Source organism: Flavobacterium beibuense F44-8 (genome assembly GCF_000769915.1).
Taxonomy (GTDB): domain Bacteria; phylum Bacteroidota; class Bacteroidia; order Flavobacteriales; family Flavobacteriaceae; genus Flavobacterium; species Flavobacterium beibuense.
In genome coordinates this window covers 41593-66191 of the sequence record NZ_JRLV01000010.1, presented here as the reverse complement: position 1 = coordinate 66191, position 24599 = coordinate 41593, and the positions used below count along the sequence as shown (strand labels likewise).

The window sequence follows — 24599 nt, the reverse complement described above, 5'->3', positions numbered from 1 at the left end:
TTTTAAAATTAATTTACAAAAATAGTATTTTTAAATTTAGAACGGATAATTAATTCCGACATTTAGAACAGAGTGGGAGAAATTATATTCTTTAAACCACCTGTCGTTTACCTCCCTGCCCGGGTTGTATGTTTTGAAACCTAGGTCAAGGCGGACTACAAAGAAATTAAAATCATATCTAAATCCAAAACCCGAACCAAAAGCCAGGTCACGGAAGGATTGAATACCGTTAAAGGTGTAGTCTTCGTCTTCCTCATTATCAAAAACATTCCAAATGTTACCTACATCGCCAAACACGGCGCCGTTTAACTGCCCGAATATATTAAAGCGCAACTCGGCACTGTAAGCCATTTTGAAGTTAGCTTCGTTAAAGTCGTTAGGGCTTCCGCTTCGTCCCGGTCCAAGACTGTAGGATTGCCATGCTCTGTTATCGTTAGACCCACCACCAAAGTAACTTCGTGTAAACGGAATTGAGTTGGAGTTGCCGTAAGGAATGGCGATACCAAAAAAGGCTCTCATGGCAAGTACTTTTCCACGCCTTAGGTCAAAGTGTTTTATAAAGTCGAATTCTGTTTTTACATATTGCGAGTATTCCACATTTACAAACGTTCTTCTTCCGTTTTCATTCATGTTTTTATCACCCTGTAATCTGGAAAGTAGTGTAAGGAAGTTACCTGCCGTTTCCAGTTTGGTTTTAAAGATGAAAAAGGTATTGTCTAAAAGATTCTCTTTTGTACTTGTGGTATAAGTAAAGTTTGAAGCAAATATCAGGTTGTTCTCTGTAAGTCTTTGTCTTCTTTCCTCAAGGCTGTTAATGCTTTTGTAGTCTTCTTCACTTACGGTTACACTTTCATTTTTAACGTCGTTTATAAAACCATTGGTTCCAGATTCTATAATTAGCTCTTCTGCTCCTGTGTCCGGATTGGTCGTGAAATAATCAGGGTCAACTTGCGACTGGTATTGCAGTGCGTAACCATTTAATCGTGAGTAAGACGATTGGTATACGTTAAAATAATTTTGCGGATTTACATTACGAATGTATTGAATATTAAGAAGGTCCAGTTTTGCAGTAACGTTTCTTTTAGGTGTCCAGTTGTAGTTTAATATTCCTGTAAAACTCTCTTTATCTAAACCGATGTTTTGCTGCCTGCTTATACCAAAACTCATTGTAGTAGATGGTATCATTTCCTTACGTATTACCCTGTCGGTATTGATAGGGAAAAATATACGCGGGAAGGTCAGTCTCAAATCGGCACCATATTCAAGGATGTTGAAGAATGAGCGGTCTTTAATAGCCTGGTCTCTTGAAGAACCGATGTTGCCTCTTGTACTGATACTTAATACCTCGGCTCCTCTAAAAACATTTCTGGCAGATAAGGTAATGTTACCCTGTATACCAAAATCCTGAATGTTAGAGTGATTAAAGTCTACACTGGTAGAAAGGTCAAACTTTGATTTAGGCTTAAGGTATATGTTTGTAATAAGCGATGTTCCTTTAGGATCATTTGGGTCTACCTCATAAATTATTTTAGGATAGTAAAATACACTAAGGTTAGAAAGGTATCTGTAAGTAAGCGTACGTCTAAAATCGGCATAGGTACTGCCCGGAGTAATAAATACAGGGTCGGTCAAAGCTTTTGGCCTGTAGTTAAGTTTTCCGTTACTGTATATGTTAAACCCTTTATAGGTAGTGCTATCTATAACGGGGTTTTCTTCACCATTTGGGTTTTCGGTGTATATATTAACCTCCTTAACGGTGTATATTTTAAATGGTCTTGTATAGGTGGAATCCTGTGTTCTTATAAGCTCATCGGTGACTAAAAGTTCTACGTTTGCTTTATATCCCGTCCCGATTGTGTCTATATTATAGGAAACATAGTTAGGCTGGAAATTATAAACCCCATGGTTAAGGAAATAGTTTGTAATCCTGTCGCGTTCTCCCGAAAAATCATTTTGGTTGTACTGTTTCCCTTTTTTGATAAGTGATTTTGCTTTTGTGGTTTGGTAAAGTGAGTCCAGAACCGGAGTTGCGATTTGGGTAGATATAGAGTCTACTATGTAAGGTTTTCCGGTGTCTACTGTGTAGCTTACTTTTGCTTTTTTCTCACCTATGCTGTCAATTTTGTAATCTACTTTGGTGCGGAAATATCCTTGTCTGAAATAGTGGGCTCTTAATCTCGAAGCCGATCTTTGTGTGCGTTTTTCATCTACAATAACAGGAGGTTCACCAACATTTTTAAGAAAACTACTCATTCCGGCAACCAAAAATGACTGTCCTAAGCGTTGAACCTGCTTGTCTGAAAGTAAGGCAGTGTATCTTTTGCGACGGTTAGGTTTCCTGTCCAGCCATGCCTGATATGATGAATCGGGGTTAGGAGTTGCCCAGTTATACATGTGCAGCCTGATGTTAAGTCCAAGTACATCGCTGTTGGGTAACTGATATAGCTGATTGGTTACATCCTCATCATTTACTTTCTTGTCGTTTACGGTTATATCGGTTTCACGCAATAACTGTTTATCATCAGGAACCCTTTTAGTTAGGGAACATGAAAATAAAACAGAAGCGGTTAATATAATAAGTGCTATTTTTGTTATCTTATTTCTCAAGGGCAGGGCTCTAAATCGTAATTCAAAAATACATTTTTTATGGTTAGTAAAAACCAAATTAAGACAATAACGGGTTTACAGCAAAAAAAATACCGAAAGGAGCATAAAATGTTTATTGCCGAAGGTGTTAAAGTGGTGGAAGAGCTATTGAACTCGTATTTTGAATTACATCAGTTGTTTACTACGCAAAACGATTTTAATACAATACCTCAATCCAAAAGGATAGAGGTGACTGATGCCGAACTGAAAAAAATTAGTGCGCTTACTACACAAAACACCTGTTTGGCTGTTTTTTTAATACCTGACGAAAATGAGATATTGCCTGACGGCGGACTTATAGTTGCACTAGATGAGGTGCGTGATCCGGGGAATTTAGGTACCATTATAAGGATGTGTGACTGGTTTGGTGTAACCCACTTAGTATGCTCTAAAGGTTGTGTGGATGTCTACAATCCAAAGGTGGTGCAGGCTACAATGGGGTCCATAAGCAGGGTGAAAGTTGTTTATACTGATTTAGAAGAATATCTTAAAAATACGTCACTGCCGGTATATGGTACTTTTATGGATGGTGAAAATATTTATACTCAGCAACTTCCTGAAAACGGTATTGTCGTTTTTGGGAACGAGGCAAACGGAATATCAACAGCTGTTGAGCAAACCGTAACCGATAAAATTGCCATACCGCGTTTTGGTGCAATACAAAAAACCGAAAGCCTTAATGTAGCTACAGCTACCGCGATAATACTAAGCGAATTTAGGCGCTCTTTTAGTGGAAAGTAAAGTTGATTAAAATGGCCCTTGTTTTCATGGAGTTTATGTTTCCTGTCCATGGGCTGTCTGGGTTGTTGTCGCGAATAAGCTCGTCGTTAAGCCCAAATACTCCCCTAATGGATGGTGAAAACTTAAAGTACTCCAGGTATAAATCAATACCAAATCCTACTTCATAGTTGGTGGTCCATTTTTTCATCCTGAAAGTTCCTGAGTAGTTGTCGTCAAGAGACGAAGCGTTACTTGAAAGGTTTAATGTTCTTGAAAAACCTCCCACAAGGTATGGTTTTATGTTACCTGTTCTTTTTGCAGAAAATTTAAGTAATAACGGGAAATGAATATAAGTCGATTTTGCCTGTCTTAAAGCGTCGCTCTGGCGTTCAATGTCAGGATAAGTAAGATCCCTTTGAGTGTAGTACAGTCCCGGTTCAAAACGAAGGTCCAGATGCTCCATAATCCTTAGGTTTCCTACAAGCCCTACGTTAAATCCGGTGGTTTGTTTTACTACAATATCGGTTACCGGATCATCAATATAATCCATTTTAAAGCCATAGCTGTTAAAGCCTAAAAAGTACCCCCAGTGAACTCTTTGCTTGTCAAAGTTCTCAAGGTGTATAATTGGGTCTTTACCAAATATTTTAAGCTGGGCATGGCCTTGCATACCACATATAAGGATAAGGTATATTAAATATCTTTTCATTGTATTACTTTGAAGCGGAATAAATTGTAGCCACACCCATTGTTTGTGGTCTGTTCTTCACCTCTATAAACCCAATTTTTCTCAAAATATTGTTTAACATTTCGCCATGAGGGAAAACCGAGGCCGATTCGCTAAGGTAGGCATAGGCCGATTTGTCTTTAGAAAACAGTTTGCCTATTAACGGTAATATATATTTGGTGTAGAATTTATATCCCTGTTTGAAAGGTGTTTTTGTAGGTACTGATGTTTCCAGTATTACAAAAATGCCACCCGGTTTTAGAACTCTTAAAATTTCGGAAAGTCCTTTTTCAAGGTTTTCAAAGTTACGAACCCCAAAAGCTACGGTGATTGCATCAAAGCTATTGTCTTTAAACGGAATGCTTTCACTGTCGCCCAGTACCATATCAATTTTACTGTCAAGCTTTCTTTCGGCTATTTTTTTACGGCCTACTTCAAGCATACCTGCAGAAATGTCAAGTCCGGTAATTTTTTTTGCTCCGGTTTGTGTCATTAAAATGGCAAGGTCGCCCGTGCCTGTGGCAATATCAAGAACAGTTTCGGGTTTTGTGTCCGATACCAGTTTTAATACTTTTTTTCTCCATTTAACATCAATACCAAAAGAGATTACGCGGTTAAGCCCGTCATACTTGCCTGAAATGGTATCAAACATTTGGGCTACCTGTTCTTTTTTTCCCAGTTGGGAGTCTTTATAAGGGGTTACGTTTTGTGACATTACAAATATTTACGGCGCAAAGATAAAAATAGTTTTTTGGAAAACAGATTTTAATTATTAGCTATACGGATTGATTATTTAATACTTAGCTTTAATAATGTATAAGTTAATTCTTTTTTGAAAAAAGCATAGGTGTTAACCCATTCATCTTTGTTTTTTATCTGTGTTAAGAATATATCATCTCTGCCATCATATAGTGTTCTTATAAAAGTGTGTTCAATTGTCCATGAGCCACAATTTTTTTCAGAATAATTTATGAGGATAATCTGATTTTTATCAAGTAAGGAAAAGGACAAATTAAAAAGGAACAAATTCCAATTCCTATTTTGATTCTTTTCTGTTTCAAATAAGTTGTCATTCATTTTCACCAGTGTTCTTTACAAAAGTCTCAAACGTAAAGTCAAACTTATGCTTCTCGTCTTTTGGATGATACACTTTTTCAGTAAGTTCCCATTTGTTGAGGTCTATCTCCGGGAAAAAAGCATCTGCTTCGGGAGAGGTTCCGTGCACACGGGTAAGTTCTATTTTATCAGCAAATGGTAGCGACTGTTTGTAAATCTCACCGCCACCTATTATAAATACCTCCTCATCCTGCGGGCAGGCTTTTAAAGCTTCTTCAAGGCTGTTGGCTATAATACAGTTTTCGGCAGTGTAGTCCTGTTGTCTTGTAATAATAACATGGGTGCGGTTAGGTAACATTCCCGGTAGGCTGTCAAAAGTTTTGCGTCCCATTATTATATAATGTCCGGAGGTTAACTGCTTAAAGCGTTTAAAATCATCCGGCAGATGCCATATCATCTGGTTGTCTTTTCCTAAAGCATTGTTTTCTGCTGCAGCAGCTATAAGGGTAATAGTCATTATTCTGTTGGGGTAGTGGTATTATCGGTTTCGGTTTGTGTGTTTTCGCTGTCTTTCTCCAGTTTCTTTTCAAGCTGGCTTATCCTACGTTCCTGTCTGGCTACAAGTTTGTCAATTTGTTCCTGTTCCCATTTTTTGTTTATAAAACTCTCGGTAACAAATACTTTTATAAAGTGCATTATAAACAGGAATGCCCATGCGGTAATAGCCCACAGGTACCAGTCCTTTTCGGGGGTTACATTAAGCCATTTGTTTATAATGTATAAAAATATACTGCCTACAAAAAACAGTATAAAATGGAAGTAAACACGTTTCTTCTGCTTTACCCTTTTACGGGCATATTCATACAACTCCTGTTGATTTGGTTCCATAAGTTAATTTTATATAACTTAAAGATAGGAAAAAAATAATTACACGGCCACAACTCCTTTAATATGTGGGTGCGGATCGTAGTCTGTTAATGTGAAGTCTTCAAATTTAAAGTCAAAGATGTCTTTAACCTCAGGGTTAAGTATCATTTTAGGGAGCGGTCTCGGTTCACGGGTTAGCTGAAGTTCAAGCTGTTCCATGTGGTTGTTGTAAATATGTGCATCGCCAAAAGTATGTACAAAGTCTCCCGGTTTAAGGTCGCATACCTGAGCAATCATCATGGTAAGTAATGCGTATGATGCAATGTTAAACGGAACACCTAAAAATATGTCGGCACTCCTTTGGTATAACTGGCATGATAATTTACCGTCGGCTACATAAAACTGGAAGAAAGCGTGGCAGGGAGGTAGTGCTACTTTACCTTCGGCTACATTCTCTGCAAATGATTTAGATGTGTCCGGCAGTACTTTAGGGTTCCATGCACTAACAAGCATCCTGCGGCTGTTAGGGTTGTTTTTAAGAGTCTCTATAAGTTCTTTGATCTGGTCTATTTCCTGACTGTCCCAATTTCTCCATTGGTGACCGTATACCGGACCCAAATCGCCATTCTCATCGGCCCATTCGTCCCAAATCTTTACGCCATTATCATTTAGATAACCAATATTGGTGTTGCCTTGTAAAAACCAAAGCAGCTCATATATAATAGATTTAAGGTGTAGCTTTTTTGTAGTAACAAGCGGAAAACCTTCACTAAGGTCAAAACGCATCTGGTAACCAAAAACACTTTTAGTACCCGTTCCTGTACGGTCACCTTTTTGGTTTCCGTTCTCCATTACATGCTTCACTAAATCTAAATACTGCTTCATCTTATTATGTGGATTTGTTTATGTGGCTATTTGTTGATTTAACTCTCAAATAACCGAATTAACGAATTGCCAAATTAACTCTCTCTCTTAGATATTTCGTCTCTTATTTTAGCTGCCTTTTCATAGTCCTCATTCTGCACTGCACCATCCAGCATATCATACAGTTCCTGAATGGAGTATTGTGAATAGCCTTCTCCCGAAACCTCTTCGGTTCCGAAAGTTTGTGGTTCCGAAAGTACATCTTCACTTTCAGGATTATCAGGCTCAGGGTTTATTTTAAGGTAAATCCCGGCTTTGTCCAAAATGTTTTTATAGGTAAAAATAGGAGCATTGAAACGCAGGGCAAGGGCAATAGCGTCAGAAGTTCTGGCGTCAATAATTTCCTCAATGCGGTCGCGTTCACAAATAATGCTCGAAAAGAAAACACCGTCTACAAGTTTGTGTATAATTACCTGCTTTACTACGATGTCAAAACGGTCTGCAAAGTTTTTAAAAAGATCGTGGGTAAGGGGTCTTGGCGGTTTAATCTCTTTTTCCAGCGCTATTGCGATAGACTGGGCCTCAAACGCACCAATCACAATTGGTAATTTTCGTTCACCGTCCACCTCATTCAGGATAAGAGCATACGCGCCGTTTTGTGTTTGACTGTACGAAATCCCTTTAATAGTAAGTTTAACTAAGCTCATAAAAATCGTTCCTCTTTTCAAATAAAAAGGGCTATCTGAACAAATATAAAACCATCTGTTTCAGATAGCCCTTTAATGGGCACAATTTATAATAAAATTATGAGTTTTGAGCCTTAAACTCTTTTATTTTTTCAGTCAACTTAGGAACAACTTCAAAAGCGTCGCCTACAACACCATAGTCTGCAACTTTAAAGAAAGGAGCATCCGGGTCAGTGTTTATAACTACTTTTACCTTAGAGGAGTTGATACCTGCAATGTGCTGTATAGCTCCCGATATACCTACTGCTATGTAAAGGTTAGAAGCTACCGGTTTACCGGTTTGTCCTACGTGCTCAGAGTGAGGTCTCCATCCAAGATCTGATACCGGTTTAGAACATGCCGTTGCAGCACCAAGTGCAGTGGCTAGATCTTCAATTAGTCCCCAGTTTTCAGGGCCTTTAAGTCCGCGTCCGCCCGAAACTACAATTTCAGCATCAGCAATGGTTACTTTTCCTGTTACTTTTTCTGTAGACTCTACTTTAATAGTAAAGTCGTTATCGTTTAATGACGGAGCAAACTCTTCTTCTGTAGCGGCAGCAGCTGCTTCAATAAGTCCGAAAGAGTTTTTAGCAATAGCTAATACTTTTACGTCAGTGTTTATTTCTGTTACATTGAAAGCTTTGTTAGAGAAAGCATTTCTTTTAACGCGGAAAGGTGAAACGCTTTCCGGTAGTGCAACTACATTTGATGCATAACCTGCTTCAAGACCTACAGCTACAAGCGGAGCCAGGTAAAGGCTGTCTGTAGTAGAGGAAAGAAGTACTATTTTAGCACCTTCTTTTTGTGCTGCCTGCTTAACTACATCAGCATAAGCTTTAGCATTAAAAGAATTTAGTTTGTTGTTCTTTACGTTTAATACTTTATCAACTCCGTATTTTCCAAGTTGAGAAGCATCGGCAGCATTAACAGCTACTGCGGTTACAGTACTTCCTGTTTGGCCTGCTACTTTCTTAGCGTAAGAAGCAAGCTCGAAAGCTGTTTTTTTGAATTTACCTTCTGCTGATTCAGCATATATTAAGATAGACATAGTCGTAATAATTTTAAATTTGATTAGATTACTTTAGCTTCGTTGTGTAGTAGGTTAACCAGTTCGTCAAGGTTATCAGGGCTAATAAGTTTCACAGCCGATTTTGGAGCCGGTTTTTCAAACTTCACTGCCTGTGTAGCATTGCTAGCAGCTACAGGTTCAAGTACTGTAAGTGTTTTTTGTCTTGCCTGCATAATACCTCTCATGTTTGGTATTTTAAGGTCTTTTTCTTCTACAAGTCCTTTTTGTCCGCCTACTACAAGAGGAAGTTTAGCGCTAAGAGTTTCTTTACCGCCGTCAATCTCTCTTACAGCTTTAGCATCGGTTCCGTTTACATCTAAACCAATGCATGAGTTAATAAAGTCGTAACCTAAGTTTGCTGCAAGCATACCCGGTACCATTCCTCCGTTATAATCAAGAGATTCCTTACCTGCAATTACTAGGTCGTAATTTCCGTTTTTCACAACTTCAGCAAGTTGTTTTGCAACAAAAAATCCGTCGGTTGGGTTAGCGTTTATACGAATAGCTTCGTCAGCACCAATAGCAAGGGCTTTTCTAAGAGTAGCCTCTGCGTCAGGTCCGCCAACATTCACAACAGTAACGTTTGCTCCCTGTTGCTCTTTAAACCAAACTGCTCTGGTTAAACCAAATTCGTCGTTAGGATTTATAACAAACTGTACCCCGTTAGTATCAAATTCTGAGTCCCCGTTGGTAAAGTTGATTTTGGAAGTAGTATCAGGCACGTGGCTGATGCAAACTAATATTTTCATTTTTATAAAGTTATAAAGATTATTTTCCGGTTACGAAGTTAATAATTTTATTTAAATAAAAAACTATGCATGCATAATAAATATGCTTTTTTTAAATAAATGGTGTTAAAATTTAAGATACTGCGAAAAACGCATACGTTTTAGCTTGATAATTGCGGAATTTTAATTGCTTAAAACAGAAGAAAAACAGGGGGATTTATTTGATGTTTTTTGAGACAGAAATAAATATAAAATCTTTATTTTTGCCAATCATAAAATTAAGAAATACAATATTACATGAGAACTATACAGTTTAGAGAGGCCGTTTGCGAAGCAATGAGCGAAGAGATGCGTCGCGACGAGTCAGTATATTTAATGGGTGAAGAAGTTGCCGAATACAACGGTGCTTATAAAGCATCTAAAGGTATGCTGGACGAGTTTGGTCCTAAAAGGGTAATCGATACTCCTATTGCCGAGCTTGGATTTGCCGGTATTGCAGTAGGTTCTGCCATGAACGGTAACCGCCCTATTGTGGAGTTCATGACATTTAACTTCTCGTTAGTGGGTATTGATCAAATTATAAATAATGCTGCTAAAATGAGACAGATGTCTGCAGGGCAGTTTTCTATGCCAATTGTTTTCCGCGGTCCTACAGCATCTGCAGGTCAGCTTGCTGCGACTCACTCACAGGCTTTTGAGAATTGGTTTGCTAATACTCCGGGTCTTAAAGTTGTAGTTCCTTCAAATCCATATGATGCAAAAGGGCTTTTAAAATCGGCTATTCGTGATAATGACCCTGTAATCTTCATGGAGTCAGAGCAAATGTATGGTGATAAAGCAGAGGTGCCTGAAGGTGAGTACACTATTCCGCTAGGTGTTGCCGATATTAAGCGTGAAGGTAAAGATGTAACCATTGTTTCTTTCGGTAAAATCATCAAAGAGGCTTTCATTGCTGCAGATGAATTAGAGAAAGAAGGTATAAGCTGTGAGATTATCGATCTTAGAACAGTTCGTCCAATGGATTATGATGCAATTTTAAACTCTGTTAAAAAAACAAACAGACTTGTAGTTCTTGAAGAGGCTTGGCCATTTGCGAGTGTAGCTTCTGAGATTACATATATGGTCCAGGAAAGAGCGTTTGATTATCTTGATGCGCCTGTACAAAGAATTACAACTGCCGATACTCCGGCACCATACTCTCCTGTACTGCTTAAAGAGTGGTTACCAAACTCTGAAGATGTTGTAAAAGCAGTTAAGAAAGTTATGTATAAGTAAGAATTCAGCCAAAATCTGATTATATTTGAAACTTCATCATACTATATGATGAAGTTTTTTGTTTATAGCATATATGAAAAAGAAAATACTTTTTTTACTGGTAGCGTTTATTGCGTTTACAGCCTGTTTATCAGCACAAACTAAAGTTAGCGGAATAGTGCTGGATGAGGTGAATGAGCCTATACCGTATGCTAATGTTTACTTTAAAGGGACGGCCGAAGGTGTGATAACTAACGAGGACGGGAAATTTTATCTGGAGTCTCAAAATACCTACACGGAAATACAAATATCTTTTGTAGGATACGAATCAAAAGATATACAGCTTCAAAAACAAATTACCTACGATCTTAAGGTAGTTTTGGGTGAAGGGCAAATGCTGAATGAGGTTGTGCTTTATTCGGGTAAAACCTCAAAAAAGAATAACCCTGCCATAGATATACTTCGTAAAATTTGGGAACGCAGAAGGAAAAACGGACTTAAAATGTTTGACCAGTACCAGTTTGATAAGTATGAAAAGGTGGAGTTTGATATGAATAATATAGATAGTGCCTTTACTAAGAGAAAGCTTTTTAAAGGTATGGAGTTTATATTTGATCATGTAGACACCTCTAGTGTTACCGGTAAAACGTATTTGCCAATATTTATTAATGAGAATATTGGTAAAGTATATGGAGACAATACTACAAACAGTCGTAAAGAAATAACTGAGGCTAATAAAAACTCAGGCTTTAGTGATAATCAGCAAATAATAGCTTTTATTAAAGACCTGTATGCTGATTATGACATTTACGATAATTACCTTAAGTTTTTTGATAAGGACTTTGTGAGTCCGTTATCTCGTACAGGTATTAATGTGTATAATTATGTATTGCACGACAGCTCGTATGTAGATAATAAATGGTGTTATAATATAGTATTCTATCCAAGGCGTAAAAACGAACTTACCTTTAAAGGTAATTTTTGGGTAAATGATACCACTTTTGCTATAAAGAAAATTGTAATGTCGGCCAGTAAAAGTGCTAACATTAACTGGGTAAAAGATATTTATATTGAGCAGGAGTTTGAGGTAATGAATGATTCAGTCTTCCTGTTAACGCGAGATCATATGATGTCTGATTTTGCACTTAGGAAAAAAGAAGGTTCTAAAGGGGTTTACGGTAAAAGAACCACGCTTTTCCAAAACTATGAATTTGATATTAAAAAGCCATCCGATTTTTATCATAAGGAAGTCAATGAGTATGACGAGACTGTAAATAACAAATCAGATGATTACTGGTCAGAAAACCGTTTTGAGTCACTCAATAAAGATGAGAAGGCTATTTATAAAATGCTGGATACTCTTAAAACCGTACCGAGGTTTAAGCAAATGTATAATCTCGTCGCAACGCTGGGGTCCGGCTATTATCAGATAAATCATTTTGATTACGGACCTATTTTCTCCACCTTCGGTTATAATGATGTTGAAGGAATAAGGGTGAGAACCGGAGGACGTACCTACTTTGGTCAAAATGATCCGTGGAGAGTAGAGGGCTATACTGCTTATGGTTTTAAAGATAATAAGTTTAAATATGGAATCTCCGGTAAATGGATGGTGAACAAAAAGAACAGGATTATCCTGTCTGGAGGTAACCGCAGGGATATAGAGCAAACCGGGGTAAGCCTTACCGCTACTAACGATGTTTTAGGTCGTAGTTTTGCCTCATCTTCTCTTTTTGCCAGTGGTGATAACAGTAAGCTAACCAATATTAGACTAACTACTTTTTCGGCAGAAATAGAGCCGGTTAAGAATTTGTTGTTCAGAACAAGCTTCTCTTACAGGACATTAAAGTCGGCTTCGCCGCAAACCTTTAATATGGATTATTATATAGATCCAAACAATCCGTCACAGGGGGTAAGGAGTAGAGTGAATCAGTATGAGTACAGTTTACATGCAGATTATACTCCCGGAAGAAGAACAATAGGTTATGGTGTAGAGCGTAGTGATGTAGATTTAAATTATGCCCGACTGTACTTAAATTTTACACAGGGAGTAAAGCTGTTTGATAGTGATTTTGAATATCAAAAATTACAGTTCTACTATAGGCAACCTGTACTTATAGGTGGATTCGGTAGGTTGTTTACCACACTGGAGGCTGGTAAAATATTTGGAGCTGTACCGCTTGGATTAATGGGTATTGTGCCGGGTAACCAGTCGTACTTTATTATAGAGAACACTTATAACCTGATGAATTACTACGAGTTTGCTGCCGATGAGTATGTTTCGTTACATTTAGAGCATAACTTTAATGGTAGGCTTTTTGCCAGAATCCCGCTTTTAAGGAAACTTAACCTAAGGGAGATAGTTGGTGTTAAAGGGGTATATGGTACAGTTTCTCAAAGAAACATCGATTTAAATGCTTCAAGTATAACTTATCGTGCTCCTGAAGATGTGTATTGGGAGTATCATGCGGGTGTGGGGAATATATTTAAAGTGTTCCGTATCGATTTTGCATGGAGGGGTAGTTACCTTGATTTACCCGATATTAACACGTTTGCTGTTAAAGGAACTTTTGGTTTTCATTTTTAATATTCTTCGTTGGTATAAAAAAAATTGTATTTTAGTATCGAATACCTAATTGTCCATTAATTTTTACTATATGAAAAGCATAGTTATATGCATTTTTACTTTGTTTGCCTTAGTGTCTTTGGGGTGTAAACAACAAAAAAAAGAAGAGCAAAGTAAACCTGAGGAAGTTATTGATAAAGTAACTCATGTTGAGTCACAGCAAAATGTAGCTCCAGCCGAAAGATATTTTACAGATACCCCTGTTGCTGTAATTAAAAATGGGGAGATTGAGTATACTGACTATGATGCTTTTTTTGAGAAATGGAAGTTATTTACCGGTAAAGAAGGAGATATAGCGACCATAGAAATTAAGGAGACTGATGTTCAGGATGGAGATGGTAATTTTTATATGGTGCTGGCGTCCAGTGCTGATAAAAAAACAAAATTCGGAACTTTACTTACCGTGCGTGACTCTAAGCTGTATTATTATGCTGCGCAGGATATGGTGATTATGATAATGTGTAAGGGGTGTGTGGATGATTGTGATGTTGTTGTGGCTTATAATGGAGGGGTAGCAAGTCTTTCGTGTTCAGAAGGATGTTCTGATTGTATTAAGCGTGAAGGTGTTTTCAGGCTTAAGAGGAGTAAGCAATAGTTTTTTAACATTTAGTTAGGAGTTTTGATAAGCGAAAAAGATTACTTTCGTTTGAAATAGTGTCATTTAAATAATTAAACCTTGCCTTATTATGAAAAAAAATACTTTATTAGGTCTTTTATTTTTATTTGTTTCTCTAGCTTTTGTATCCTGTAGTGATGACAAATCTAACGTTGAGATGAATAATGGAGATACAGCTTTGAGTCTTAAAAGCAGGTCTTCTATATGGAGTGCTCCCATTGCTGAAATGCAAAATGGTGAAGTCGTTTTAATAGTGCCTGAAAGTGATTTGTTACAGGCTTTCAATGAGTATTTTAAAGAGAATGGTCATGTAGAGCAGGTTCAATCTGTTTCTGTCGTAAAAAAAGTAGCAACTAACGATTCTAGTATAGAACGTTTTTTTCTTATAGGCTCAACAGCTGATAACCTTTCGGCTAATGTTATATTAAGGTCAGAGCCATCTTCACCTCAATTTTCTGTAGATGATTCGTTTCAATTTGTTGCTTTTTGTGAAGGTTGTCCAAGCGGATGTCATATTAAGTTTTTGAAACATGAAGGTCAGCTTATACCTTATTGTGATGAAGGGCCTTGTACTATTTGGTGGTGTGAGCAATTTGAAGAGGGTAATCCTTTAAATCAATAATTAAAATACTGAAAGTAGTTTTTATTAATAGTTAATACGTATAGTAGTTTAAAGTCTTCTTTTTAAGAAGACTTTTTTATTTCATATACTTTTTATTTTTGCTCAAGGTGTAAAATAATATGGTTTCCCTATTAAATTTATGTAAATACACTACTAACCAGTGTTTTTAATAGGGGTGTTGCTTTGTAAACAGTATTTTTTGCATTAATTTTGCAGCCGCAAAAACTGTAAATGAAATAAATACAACAAAATAAAATGAGCGCAGCAAAATCAAATTCGTTCGATGTACTTATCGAGATACCAAAAGGAAGCAGAAATAAATATGAGTATGACTTTGAACTAAAGAAAATACGTTATGACAGGATGTTATTCTCATCTATGATGTATCCTGCAGATTACGGTTTCATTCCTGAAACTCTTGCTCTTGACGGTGATCCTCTTGATGTACTAGTACTTGTTACAGAACCTACTTTCCCTGGTTGTGTTATGGAAGTTAAGCCGATTGGTGTATTCCATATGGCAGATGAGAAAGGTCCGGATGAGAAAATTGTTTGTGTACCCATGTCAGATCCAATCTGGAATAAGTTAGAAGACCTAAGCGATATGAATCCGCACCTTCTAAAAGAAATTGAGCACTTCTTTAAAGTATACAAAGATCTTGAAAACAAGAAAGTTGATGTAGAAGGATGGGGAGATGTTAAGGAAGCTCGTGAAATTATAGAGAAATGTGTTGATCGTTTTGAGTCTTTACAAGACAAACCTGCTGAATTATTTAGCATCAGATAATAATATTTCCTAAAAAAATATGAAAAAAGCAATATTCTGTATAGAATATTGCTTTTTTATTTGTTTTTGTTTTGTTACATTTACTAATGTATTAACAAACCAAACAATTTTTTTATGGAATCAATAATGATTTACGTGCCTGTAATAATGGCCGTTGTAGGATTGCTGTTTATGGCAGTCAAAAGATCATGGGTCCTTAAGCAAGATGCCGGTGACGGGAAAATGAAAGAAATCTCAGATCACATCTATGAAGGAGCTTTAGCTTTCCTAAAAGCAGAATATAAATTATTAGCATTTTTTGTTATAGCCGCCAGTATAGCCCTGGCGGTTATTTCTTATATAGTCCCCACTACAGATATACTTATTGTGGTAGCTTTTATTTTTGGGGCCTTCTTTTCTGCGCTAGCAGGAAATATGGGAATGAAAATAGCTACCAAATCTAATGTTAGAACTACACAGGCCGCAAGGTCAAACCTGCCTCAGGCACTTAAAGTTTCGTTTGGCGGAGGTACGGTTATGGGACTTGGTGTTGCCGGGCTTGCCGTATTAGGGTTAACAGGTTTCTTTATCTTCTTCTTTCATTACTTTATGAATGGTGTTTGGGCACCGGGAGACTTAGGAGGTGATCCAAAAACTGCTCAGGAACTAATGACTATAGTACTGGAAACTCTTGCAGGATTTTCTCTTGGAGCCGAATCTATCGCTCTTTTTGCCCGCGTAGGAGGTGGTATTTATACTAAGGCAGCCGATGTAGGTGCCGACTTAGTAGGTAAAGTTGAAGCCGGTATACCGGAAGACGATCCGCGTAACCCTGCTACTATTGCCGATAATGTAGGGGATAATGTAGGAGACGTTGCCGGTATGGGAGCCGATTTGTTCGGGTCGTATGTAGCAACAGTTTTGGCGGCAATGGTTTTGGGTAATTATGTTTTAAGAGATATACTGGTTGCTAACCCTGATGTTAGTCTTGCCTTTGGAGGTATTGGTCCTATATTGTTACCTATGGCGATCGCCGGATTCGGAATCCTGTTTTCTATTATAGGTACTTTATTGGTTAAAATAAAAAGTAACGATGCTAAGGAGGCAGAGGTTCAGGGAGCACTTAATGTGGGTAACTGGGTTTCTATAGCTCTTGTGGCTGTTTCATGTTATTTTCTGGTGACTTATTTATTGCCGGAAACTATGATGATGAATTTTTATGGAGAAGAGCCAAAAGAGATTTCTTCACTACGGGTATTCTACTCAACACTGGTAGGTCTTTTTGTGGGAGGTGTTATATCATCTGTGACCGAATATTATACAGGGCTTGGTAAAAAACCGGTTTTGGCCATTGTTCAAAAATCAAGTACAGGCGCAGGAACCAATATTATAGCCGGACTGGCAACAGGTATGGTTTCTACCTTCCCAACAGTACTGCTTTTTGCAGGTGCGATTTGGGGGGCTTATGCTTTTGCAGGTTTTTATGGTGTTGCACTGGCGGCATCGGCAATGATGGCAACTACTGCTATGCAGTTGGCTATTGATGCTTTCGGTCCTATTGCAGATAATGCAGGAGGTATAGCCGAAATGAGTGAACTGCCTAAAGAAGTAAGGGGTCGTACCGATATTCTGGATTCTGTAGGTAACACTACTGCAGCAACCGGTAAAGGGTTTGCAATTGCATCAGCAGCTTTAACATCGTTAGGGCTTTTTGCAGCCTATGTAACCTTTACGGGTATAGACGGTATTAATATATTCAGAGCTCCTGTACTGGCTATGCTTTTTGTAGGTGGTATGATTCCGGTTGTATTCTCAGCATTAGCTATGAATTCGGTAGGTAAAGCAGCAATGGATATGGTTTATGAGGTTAGAAGGCAGTTTAAGGAGATTGCAGGTATAATGGAAGGTACAGGTAAGCCAGAGTATGGTAAATGTGTAGAAATCTCTACAAAGGCCGCTTTACGCGAAATGATGCTGCCTGGATTACTAACTATTGGTTTTCCTATTGCAATTGTACTTATAGGGATGCTGGTTTATCCTGATAACCATCAGCTGGTGGCCGAAATGTTGGGTGGCTACATGGCAGGTGTAACCGTATCAGGGGTACTTTGGGCGGTATTCCAGAATAATGCCGGAGGAGCTTGGGATAATGCAAAGAAATCATTTGAGGCCGGAGTTATGATTAACGGGGAGATGACCTATAAGGGGTCTGACGCGCACAAGGCAGCCGTAACAGGTGATACTGTGGGTGATCCTTTTAAAGATACATCGGGTCCGTCTATGAATATCCTTATCAAATTAACCTGTCTTATAGGTCTTGTTGTAGCTCCTATTTTAGGGGGACATGATGCTCACAGTATGAATGTGCAGTCGGCTACAGTAATTGAACAACCTATAAATACTGCGGTTGAAAAACGTACAGAAATAACAGTTGAAAAAGAAAGAGGTGAAGATGGTAAGGTTACTGCTAATGTGGTAATATCTACCTACACCACAAACGAAGATATAAAAATGGAGCAGAAATCCTTTGAAGGTACAGAAGAAGAAGTGGATGCAAAGATTAACGAATTACGGGAAAATAATAAGTAAATTAATCCACTTTAAAGAAAATGCCCCTACAATTGCAGGGGCATTTTTTATTTTTTAGAAAAGTCCGTTTAACTCAGCGTTAATTCGGTTTATAATGTCACCCAAATCTTCGGGGCTGTCAACAAAATCATTCTTGTCTACATCTATAATAAGCAGTTTGCCTTTATCGTAGTTTTGAATCCAGGCCTCATAGCGTTCGTTTAGCCTGCTAAGGTAGTCTATGGATATGGAGTTCTCGTAGTCGCGTCCACGCTTATGTATTTGCTTTACAAGGTTAGGGATGGAACTTCTTAGGTAAATAAGCAAATCAGGAGCGCCCACAAAAGTTTCCATAAGCTCAAAAAGAGAAGTGTAGTTGTTAAAGTCCCTGTTGCTCATTAAGCCCATGGCATGAAGGTTAGGTGCAAAAATATGCGAATCCTCATATATTGTCCTGTCCTGAATGATGTTCTTTCCGCTTTCCTTAAACTGTAATACCTGTCTTAGTCGGGTATTTAAAAAGTAGATTTGCAGATTGAATGACCAGCGTTCCATCTGATGATAAAAATCGTCCAGATAAGGGTTGTCTACCACGTCTTCAAAATGTGGTTCCCATTTAAAATGTTTGGCCAGTAGTTCTGTTAGGGTAGTTTTTCCGGCCCCTATATTTCCGGCTACTGCTATATGCATTATTAGGTACTTGTTATTTTATATTGAATGATGTCGTTGTCTGTAAAAATAGATAAAATTTGCTCTTTGTAGTGAAAACTCTTAAAGCTTTTTTCCTTTATCTCAATTAGTTTACGGCTCTGGGTTTCCAAGTCGTAAAGGTACATATTATTGTCTTTCTTGTACAGTACTTTTTGTGGAGCTATAAACTGCAGTTGGTCAAAGTCCTCTGTTGTGCCCAGTGTATTTACCTTACCAAACAGGTTTACCCTATAGCAGGTATTGGTGCTGTTTACCCAGTAAAAGTAATTGTAGTCAGACTGATAATATTTCATGCCTCCACTTAATTGTGGTGTAATTGTTTTATAGCTATTTTGGGCTATATCATACAGTCCTATCTGTTGTGTGTTAATATCATAAATCCACAAACGGTTTTGTGAAGCCAGGCTAACGGCTTCAGCTATTATGGCTTGGGGAGTGTCAGAAAAATTTACTCTGGCAGTTTCGGTAAGTTGGCTGTCCAGCAACACTACGGTATTGAAGTTTTTGTAGAACAAAACTACCTGTAACGGGTTTTGCAGGTCTACCTGATAAATATCGCCCAGTGAAAGGCTTTTGTATTTAAGAACCTTATTGTCTTTTTGTTTCTTAAACTCATTATCGCTTATGGTATACTCATAACCAAAGGCATCGGTGCCTATATATCTTTCGGGTGCAGCCTTGCTGTTAGAAAGAAATTTGACAGGTATGGTGAGTTCCTGTGCTGATATACAGGTACAAACAAAAAACAGGAGTATAACAAGGGGATTTTTCATACTTAGCCAAAATACAAAAAATTAGAATGAGAGAAAACTTAATCTTTTTTTAAAAAAGTCATGTAACGAATGGGCTTTTGGATAGTCTAACAAATAAATGCAAAAACCAATCGATATGAAAAACTTCACTTTTTATGTTATAACATTACTTTTTTCTGTGTTCGTGTCTAACGCTCAGGAATTTCAGGGAGAGGCCGTGTATGAGTCTAAAACCAGTATGGAAGATGCCACAAAACAACTAGACGGGAATAAGGATATTACGCCGGAAATGAGGAAAATGATTGAGGAAAGAATGCGTCCAATGTTTGAAAAGACCTTTATACTTCATTTTGATAAAACAGCTTCTGTTTATGAGGAAGAGCAAAAACTTGATGCACCGGGACAGGGTGGAGGAATGTTTAAAATGATGTCATCCATGATGGGCGGCGGCGGAAAACACTACAAAAATATTAAGGATAAGCGTATACTTATGGAGAAAGATATTTTTGGGAAAGAGTTTTTAATAGACGATTCGCTTCCGGCAATTAAATGGAAAATGGTAAACGAAACCAAAAAAATAGGAAACTACACTTGTTTTAAAGCTACTGCTAATATGCCGGTAGATAAAACCAACCTGATGAACATGCGACCTAAAAAAGGAGCGGAAGAAAAAATCAAAAAATTACAGGAAGAGGGCAAGGAAGAAGAGTTGAGAAAAACCAATTTTATGGATATGGTAGAGATGCCGGAAGCGGTTGAGATAACTGCGTGGTATACCCCCGAAATACCTATTAGCCAGGGGCCGGGTAATTACTGGGGGCTTCCGGGACTTATACTGGAAGTTAGCGACGGTAAAACAATGATACTTTGTTCTAAAATAGTACTTAATCCTAAAGATAAGGCCGAGATTAAAGAGCTTAAAAAAGGAGAGAAAGTAACTCAGGAAGAATTTGCCGAAATCCTGATGAAAAAAATACAGGAAATGCAGGAAATGCGTGGTGGGCCAAGAGGCGGAGGTCATCGTGGTATGGGCAGACCATAATCCTGATTGAAAAAATAATAAGCCTAGGTATAATGGGGAGGGGAATCCTATTAATTATTACTCAGGGTAAACAGAATAAAATTACACTAACCAACCAAATGAGAAATTTTTTATTTGCTGTTGTACTTTTGGTTTCGGCCTTTGTGCAGGCACAAAGCATTCACGTGCAGGGTACGATTAAAGATTCTACCGGGACAGGTTTGGAAATGGCCAATATAATGGCGGTTAACAAAACCACCAACGAGATGGAATCGTATGCTATTACCAATGAGAAAGGTAAGTACCAACTTACCCTGAAAACCAATACGAGTTATATTTTAAAATCAAGCTATATAGGATATACACCAAAAGAAGAGATAATAACCACAACTACCGATGATATGGTGAAAGACCTTGTGCTTCAGCAGGGTGTAGAGCTGGCAGGACTTGAAATTACCTATGAAATGCCGGTAACCATAAAAGGAGATACGATAGTGTATAACTCTGATTCTTTCACAAACGGTAGTGAACGTAAACTGGAAGATGTACTAAAAAAGCTTCCCGGGGTTGAGGTAAATGACGACGGAGAAGTAACTGTAGAGGGTAAAACCGTATCCAAGCTTATGGTGGAAGGGAAGGATTTTTTTGACGGAGATACCAAGCTTGGGGTTAAAAATATTCCTGCGGATGCCTTAGATAAGATCGAGGTGCTTCGTAATTACAATGAGGTTAGCCAGCTAAAAGGGCTTGAAAACAATCAGGATAATGTGGCAATGAACATTAAACTGAAGGACGGTAAAAAGAATTTTTGGTTTGGAGATGTTACTGCCGGAGCCAGTATAGGCGAGGGCGAACGCTACCTTGTAAACCCTAAGATGTTTTACTATAGTCCTAAATACAGTATTAATGTTATAGGTAACCTTAATAATAACGGTGAACTGCCACTTACCATTCAGGATTATATGAAGTTCTCGGGAGGTTTCCGTAACATGATGCGTAAAGGTGGTACCAGTTTTAATATCGGTTCTAACGATTTGGGTATATCGCTGCTAAGAAATAACAGGGCTAAGGAGATTGAAACCAAATTTGGAGCAGCTAACTTCAGTTATAATCCAACCGAATCGTTAACCATTAGCGGTTTTGGGATCTATAACTCCAGCCGTACGGAGACCGAAACACAAACCCGAAACCAGATATTAGACCCTGAAACAGGAGAAACACAAACCACACAGGAAACAGATGAAAGGTCACTGCAAAAAAGTGATTTTGCCCTGTTTAAGTTAAGTGGAAGTTATATTCCAAATAAAAACCTTCATGTTGATTATGATGCTTTCGTAAAAGCTTCAAGCCAACAGGAAGATAACGGTTTGTTCTCGTCGGTTTTTCCGGAAACAGAACAGGATCAGGAAATCTATTCGGTTAAAAAGCAAAAACCTTTTTCATTCAATCAAAACTTCAACCTGTACTATACTTTAGATGATAAAAATGTACTGGCTTTTGAAGCACAGCACCTGTATCAGGATGAAGATCCGTTTTATAATGCTAACTTGGGTAATAATCCGTTTCCTGATTCGGGAACCGGAGATACATCTCTTAACTTAGGTTTATCGCCTGCTACCCGTTATGATATTTCGCAGGAACGCTTTGTGACTACCAATAAACTTGATGTTAAAGCTGACTATTACTATATGGTTACGCCAAGAAGTAACATCAACCTGACGCTGGGGGATACGTATTCATACCAGAGTTTTAATTCGGATATTTTCCAAATGTTGGACGACGGTTCTCAGGACAATCTTGATGATAACAGTAAGAACGATGTGAACTACAGTTTTAATGATGTGTTTCTTGGGCTGCACTATAAATTTATAACCGGTAAGTTTACTTTTAATCCGGGTGTGAGTCTGCATAGTTATAATGTGTATAATGAGCAGAAGGATGTGAAAGTCAATAACGATTTTTACAGGCTATTGCCGGATGTATATGCACTTTACCAGATTAAAAAATCGGAGAGCCTTACCTATACCTACAACATGACTACCCAGTTTACCGATGTGACCAACTTTGCACAGGGACTTATATTCACGAACTATAACTCGCTTTTCAGGGGTAACCCGTATCTTGAAAATGCTCTTTATCAAAGCCATAATCTGCGTTACTTTAAGTTTGATATGTTCAACTTTACACAGGTGTTTGGTTCAATTACCTATAATCACCGTATGGATGCTATTAAAAGCCTTGCAGGGTATAACGGGGCTAACAGCATAAGTACTATGGAAAACTCTAATTTTGCCGATGAATCTATAAGCGGAGTAATAGGTTATAACAGGAGTTTTTGGCGTTACTACAAAGCTTCTGTAGGGGCAAATTTAAACTGGAATAAATACAACAACTTCAGGTTCGATCCGCAAAGTGGGGTACAGGGAGTGCCGTCACTGGAAAACTCAATCAGGCAAACCAACGAACAGTTTACACAAAGTTATTCGGTTAGTTTCTCTACTAATTATAAAACCATGCCTAACTTAGAGCTTGGTTACAGCATAAGTATTAATGACTATGCTAATAACAAATTCTATAACCACAGGCCATTTGCTAAACTTGATTATTATTTCTGGGATTCGTTTACCGTTACTGCTGATTATCAGTTTAACCATTACTATAATGACGCAAGGACATCAGATAACAAATACGATTTTCTGGATGCTTATGTTATGTACAGGAAACCGGGAAGCAAATGGGAGTTTAAAGTGGGCGGAACCAACCTGCTTAATACCACTTCGCTTAATGATGACAGCTTTAACCAGTTTAGAACAAGTGTATCTCGATACAGGGTTCAACCACGATATTTAATGCTTACTATAAAGTATGGTATATAATATAAAAAAGGCAGCCAACTGGCTGCCTTTTTTATTTGTATAACAATCGGGATATTAAAGCCCGAATGCTTCTTTTACTTTTTCTACATAGTCTAATTTTTCCCATGTAAACAATTCTACTTCCAGTGTTTTTTGTTCTCCGTTTGGAGAGGTGAAAGTTTTTGTTACCGTTTCAGGCTTACGGCCCATGTGTCCGTATGCAGCTGTTTCGCTGTATATAGGGTTTCTTAGTTTAAGGCGTTGCTCAATAAAGTAAGGTCTCATGTCAAAAATTTCCTCTACTTTTTTAGCGATTTCACCATCCTTAAGGTCAACTTTTTTAGTGCCGTAAGTATTGATGTAAATACCCATTGGTTTAGCCACCCCAATAGCATATGATACCTGTACTAAAATCTCATCGGCAACACCTGCAGCAACAAGGTTTTTAGCAATGTGACGTGTAGCATAGGCAGCACTACGGTCTACTTTACTAGGGTCTTTACCCGAGAAAGCACCACCGCCGTGAGCACCTTTACCTCCATAAGTATCTACAATAATTTTCCTTCCTGTAAGTCCGGCATCCCCGTGAGGTCCGCCAATAACAAATTTACCGGTAGGGTTAATGTGATACTCAATCTCATCGTTAAACAGGTAAGCATACTGTGGGTTCTTTTCCAGTATTCTTGGTATAAGGATATCCAGTATATCTTGTTTAATTTTAGCAAGCATAGTAGGCTCATCAGCAAAATCATCATGCTGAGTTGAGATAACTATGGTTTTTATTTTTACAGGCTTGTTATCATCATCATACTCAAGCGTAACCTGAGATTTAGCATCAGGGCGCAGGTAAGTAATCTCTTTATCCTCACGACGTAAAGCTGCAAGTTCCTGTAGTAGTTTGTGCGATAGGTTAAGTGCCAGTGGCATATAATCTTCGGTTTCGTTTGTAGCATAACCAAACATCATCCCCTGGTCACCGGCTCCCTGCTCTTCTTTAGTAAGCCTGTCTACTCCCTGGTTGATATCCTGAGACTGCTCGTGTATGGCAGATAAAACACCACATGAGTTAGCCTCAAACATATATTCGCTTTTTGTGTAGCCTATTTTCTTAATTACATCGCGTGCAATTTGCTGCACGTCAAGGTAAGTTTTTGATTTTACTTCTCCTGCAAGTACTACCTGTCCTGTTGTAACAAGAGTTTCACAGGCTACTTTTGAATCGGCGTCAAAAGCCAGGAAGTTATCAATCAGCGCATCCGAAATCTGGTCAGCAATTTTATCAGGGTGCCCTTCGCTCACTGATTCTGACGTAAATAAATATGCCATAAAATGTTTACTAATTTATGTAATGAAAAACAGTGCTGAATGCGGCAAGTGCTAAAGGGAAGTGGTCCTGCTTTAGCATTT

Annotated in this window: 21 protein-coding genes; 9 read left to right on the top strand and 12 right to left on the bottom strand. The window is 38.1% G+C overall.

What is annotated here, in order from left to right:
• Positions 1 to 36: 36 nt before the first annotated feature.
• Positions 37 to 2607, bottom strand: coding sequence for a translocation and assembly module lipoprotein TamL (gene tamL, locus Q763_RS10365; protein WP_052123389.1), 2571 nt, complete (start codon positions 2605 to 2607; stop codon positions 37 to 39).
• A gap of 39 nt (positions 2608 to 2646) precedes the next feature.
• On the opposite strand from tamL, the gene Q763_RS10360 reads away from it, so the two are divergent.
• The gene (locus tag Q763_RS10360) at positions 2647 to 3387 is read left to right on the top strand and encodes a TrmH family RNA methyltransferase (RefSeq protein WP_035133948.1); all 741 of its coding nucleotides are present in this window, start codon (positions 2647 to 2649) and stop codon (positions 3385 to 3387) included.
• Here Q763_RS10360 and porT read toward each other — a convergent pair.
• The 8 genes from porT to Q763_RS10315 all read right to left on the bottom strand — a co-directional run bounded on the left by porT (position 3374) and on the right by Q763_RS10315 (position 9423).
• Positions 3374 to 4075 carry a type IX secretion/gliding motility protein PorT/SprT gene (porT, locus tag Q763_RS10355; protein WP_035133946.1) on the bottom strand — a complete coding sequence of 234 codons (702 nt, stop codon included), beginning with the start codon at positions 4073 to 4075 and terminating at the stop codon, positions 3374 to 3376. The two genes, Q763_RS10360 and porT, sit on opposite strands and share 14 nt — an antisense overlap.
• Before the next feature lie 4 nt (positions 4076 to 4079).
• A complete protein-coding gene (gene ubiE / locus Q763_RS10350; RefSeq protein ID WP_035133945.1) occupies positions 4080 to 4808 on the bottom strand; it encodes a bifunctional demethylmenaquinone methyltransferase/2-methoxy-6-polyprenyl-1,4-benzoquinol methylase UbiE in 729 nt (242 codons plus the stop codon).
• Positions 4809 to 5162: 354 nt separating this feature from the next.
• The gene (locus Q763_RS10340) at positions 5163 to 5666 is read right to left on the bottom strand and encodes a dihydrofolate reductase (RefSeq protein ID WP_035133941.1); all 504 of its coding nucleotides are present in this window, start codon (positions 5664 to 5666) and stop codon (positions 5163 to 5165) included.
• Positions 5666 to 6037 (bottom strand): 2TM domain-containing protein, encoded by a 372-nt coding sequence (locus Q763_RS10335; protein ID WP_035133940.1) that lies wholly within the window; start codon positions 6035 to 6037, stop codon positions 5666 to 5668. The genes Q763_RS10340 and Q763_RS10335 overlap by 1 nt, the downstream gene beginning before the upstream one ends.
• A 39-nt stretch (positions 6038 to 6076) precedes the next feature.
• Positions 6077 to 6901: a thymidylate synthase gene (locus tag Q763_RS10330; RefSeq protein WP_035133938.1), complete on the bottom strand. Its 825-nt coding sequence runs from the start codon at positions 6899 to 6901 to the stop codon at positions 6077 to 6079.
• Between the two features lie 74 nt (positions 6902 to 6975).
• The gene (locus Q763_RS10325; protein WP_035133936.1) at positions 6976 to 7587 is read right to left on the bottom strand and encodes a bifunctional nuclease family protein; all 612 of its coding nucleotides are present in this window, start codon (positions 7585 to 7587) and stop codon (positions 6976 to 6978) included.
• 97 nt (positions 7588 to 7684) lie between these two features.
• A complete protein-coding gene (locus tag Q763_RS10320) occupies positions 7685 to 8653 on the bottom strand; it encodes an electron transfer flavoprotein subunit alpha/FixB family protein (RefSeq protein ID WP_035133934.1) in 969 nt (322 codons plus the stop codon).
• A 23-nt stretch (positions 8654 to 8676) separates the two neighbouring features.
• Positions 8677 to 9423, bottom strand: coding sequence for an electron transfer flavoprotein subunit beta/FixA family protein (locus tag Q763_RS10315; protein WP_035133932.1), 747 nt, complete (start codon positions 9421 to 9423; stop codon positions 8677 to 8679).
• Positions 9424 to 9699: 276 nt separating this feature from the next.
• Here Q763_RS10315 and Q763_RS10310 point away from each other — a divergent pair, with 276 nt between their 5' ends.
• The 6 genes from Q763_RS10310 (at position 9700) to Q763_RS10285 (ending at position 17874) form a co-directional block, all read left to right on the top strand.
• Positions 9700 to 10677, top strand: a complete 978-nt coding sequence (locus Q763_RS10310; protein WP_035133929.1) for a pyruvate dehydrogenase complex E1 component subunit beta — start codon at positions 9700 to 9702, stop codon at positions 10675 to 10677.
• Positions 10678 to 10750: 73 nt separating this feature from the next.
• Positions 10751 to 13243 (top strand): DUF5686 and carboxypeptidase-like regulatory domain-containing protein, encoded by a 2493-nt coding sequence (locus Q763_RS10305; protein ID WP_035133927.1) that lies wholly within the window; start codon positions 10751 to 10753, stop codon positions 13241 to 13243.
• 70 nt (positions 13244 to 13313) lie between these two features.
• A complete protein-coding gene (locus Q763_RS10300) occupies positions 13314 to 13877 on the top strand; it encodes a hypothetical protein (protein WP_035133925.1) in 564 nt (187 codons plus the stop codon).
• Between the two features lie 91 nt (positions 13878 to 13968).
• A complete protein-coding gene (locus Q763_RS10295) occupies positions 13969 to 14520 on the top strand; it encodes a hypothetical protein (protein ID WP_035133922.1) in 552 nt (183 codons plus the stop codon).
• 255 nt (positions 14521 to 14775) lie between these two features.
• Entirely contained in the window at positions 14776 to 15306 is a 531-nt protein-coding gene (locus Q763_RS10290) for an inorganic diphosphatase (RefSeq protein WP_035133920.1), read from the top strand.
• Positions 15307 to 15420: 114 nt separating this feature from the next.
• Entirely contained in the window at positions 15421 to 17874 is a 2454-nt protein-coding gene (locus Q763_RS10285; protein WP_035133918.1) for a sodium-translocating pyrophosphatase, read from the top strand.
• Positions 17875 to 17928: 54 nt separating this feature from the next.
• Here Q763_RS10285 and Q763_RS10280 read toward each other — a convergent pair whose 3' ends face one another.
• Together Q763_RS10280 and Q763_RS10275 are read right to left on the bottom strand one after the other, a co-directional pair.
• A complete protein-coding gene (locus Q763_RS10280; RefSeq protein WP_035133916.1) occupies positions 17929 to 18543 on the bottom strand; it encodes a deoxynucleoside kinase in 615 nt (204 codons plus the stop codon).
• Positions 18544 to 18545: 2 nt separating this feature from the next.
• On the bottom strand, positions 18546 to 19337 hold the full coding sequence (locus Q763_RS10275; RefSeq protein WP_035133914.1) for a hypothetical protein: 792 nt from the start codon (positions 19335 to 19337) through the stop codon (positions 18546 to 18548).
• A gap of 115 nt (positions 19338 to 19452) precedes the next feature.
• On the opposite strand from Q763_RS10275, the gene Q763_RS10270 reads away from it, so the two are divergent.
• Positions 19453 to 20358, top strand: coding sequence for a GLPGLI family protein (locus Q763_RS10270; RefSeq protein WP_035133911.1), 906 nt, complete (start codon positions 19453 to 19455; stop codon positions 20356 to 20358).
• 98 nt (positions 20359 to 20456) lie between these two features.
• The gene (locus Q763_RS10265) at positions 20457 to 23213 is read left to right on the top strand and encodes a carboxypeptidase regulatory-like domain-containing protein (protein ID WP_035134141.1); all 2757 of its coding nucleotides are present in this window, start codon (positions 20457 to 20459) and stop codon (positions 23211 to 23213) included.
• 54 nt (positions 23214 to 23267) lie between these two features.
• Here Q763_RS10265 and metK read toward each other — a convergent pair whose 3' ends face one another.
• Positions 23268 to 24518, bottom strand: a complete 1251-nt coding sequence (gene metK, locus Q763_RS10260) for a methionine adenosyltransferase (RefSeq protein WP_035133909.1) — start codon at positions 24516 to 24518, stop codon at positions 23268 to 23270.
• Positions 24519 to 24599: the final 81 nt, after the last annotated feature.

Excerpts from the sequence above, each read along its gene's own strand:
- Q763_RS10290 (WP_035133920.1), top strand. The coding sequence starts at position 14,776 with ATGAGCGCAGCAAAATCAAATTCGTTCGATGTACTTATCGAGATACCA.
- Q763_RS10295 (WP_035133922.1), top strand. The coding sequence starts at position 13,969 with ATGAAAAAAAATACTTTATTAGGTCTTTTATTTTTATTTGTTTCTCTA.
- Q763_RS10325 (WP_035133936.1), bottom strand. The coding sequence starts at position 7,587 with ATGAGCTTAGTTAAACTTACTATTAAAGGGATTTCGTACAGTCAAACA.
- porT (WP_035133946.1), bottom strand. The coding sequence starts at position 4,075 with ATGAAAAGATATTTAATATACCTTATCCTTATATGTGGTATGCAAGGC.
- Q763_RS10265 (WP_035134141.1), top strand. The coding sequence starts at position 20,457 with ATGAGAAATTTTTTATTTGCTGTTGTACTTTTGGTTTCGGCCTTTGTG.
- Q763_RS10270 (WP_035133911.1), top strand. The coding sequence starts at position 19,453 with ATGAAAAACTTCACTTTTTATGTTATAACATTACTTTTTTCTGTGTTC.
- Q763_RS10305 (WP_035133927.1), top strand. The coding sequence starts at position 10,751 with ATGAAAAAGAAAATACTTTTTTTACTGGTAGCGTTTATTGCGTTTACA.
- Q763_RS10360 (WP_035133948.1), top strand. The coding sequence starts at position 2,647 with ATGGTTAGTAAAAACCAAATTAAGACAATAACGGGTTTACAGCAAAAA.
- Q763_RS10340 (WP_035133941.1), bottom strand. The coding sequence starts at position 5,666 with ATGACTATTACCCTTATAGCTGCTGCAGCAGAAAACAATGCTTTAGGA.
- Q763_RS10335 (WP_035133940.1), bottom strand. The coding sequence starts at position 6,037 with ATGGAACCAAATCAACAGGAGTTGTATGAATATGCCCGTAAAAGGGTA.
- Q763_RS10285 (WP_035133918.1), top strand. The coding sequence starts at position 15,421 with ATGGAATCAATAATGATTTACGTGCCTGTAATAATGGCCGTTGTAGGA.
- Q763_RS10310 (WP_035133929.1), top strand. The coding sequence starts at position 9,700 with ATGAGAACTATACAGTTTAGAGAGGCCGTTTGCGAAGCAATGAGCGAA.
- Q763_RS10315 (WP_035133932.1), bottom strand. The coding sequence starts at position 9,423 with ATGAAAATATTAGTTTGCATCAGCCACGTGCCTGATACTACTTCCAAA.
- Q763_RS10330 (WP_035133938.1), bottom strand. The coding sequence starts at position 6,901 with ATGAAGCAGTATTTAGATTTAGTGAAGCATGTAATGGAGAACGGAAAC.
- Q763_RS10320 (WP_035133934.1), bottom strand. The coding sequence starts at position 8,653 with ATGTCTATCTTAATATATGCTGAATCAGCAGAAGGTAAATTCAAAAAA.
- Q763_RS10275 (WP_035133914.1), bottom strand. The coding sequence starts at position 19,337 with ATGAAAAATCCCCTTGTTATACTCCTGTTTTTTGTTTGTACCTGTATA.
- Q763_RS10280 (WP_035133916.1), bottom strand. The coding sequence starts at position 18,543 with ATGCATATAGCAGTAGCCGGAAATATAGGGGCCGGAAAAACTACCCTA.
- metK (WP_035133909.1), bottom strand. The coding sequence starts at position 24,518 with ATGGCATATTTATTTACGTCAGAATCAGTGAGCGAAGGGCACCCTGAT.
- Q763_RS10300 (WP_035133925.1), top strand. The coding sequence starts at position 13,314 with ATGAAAAGCATAGTTATATGCATTTTTACTTTGTTTGCCTTAGTGTCT.
- ubiE (WP_035133945.1), bottom strand. The coding sequence starts at position 4,808 with ATGTCACAAAACGTAACCCCTTATAAAGACTCCCAACTGGGAAAAAAA.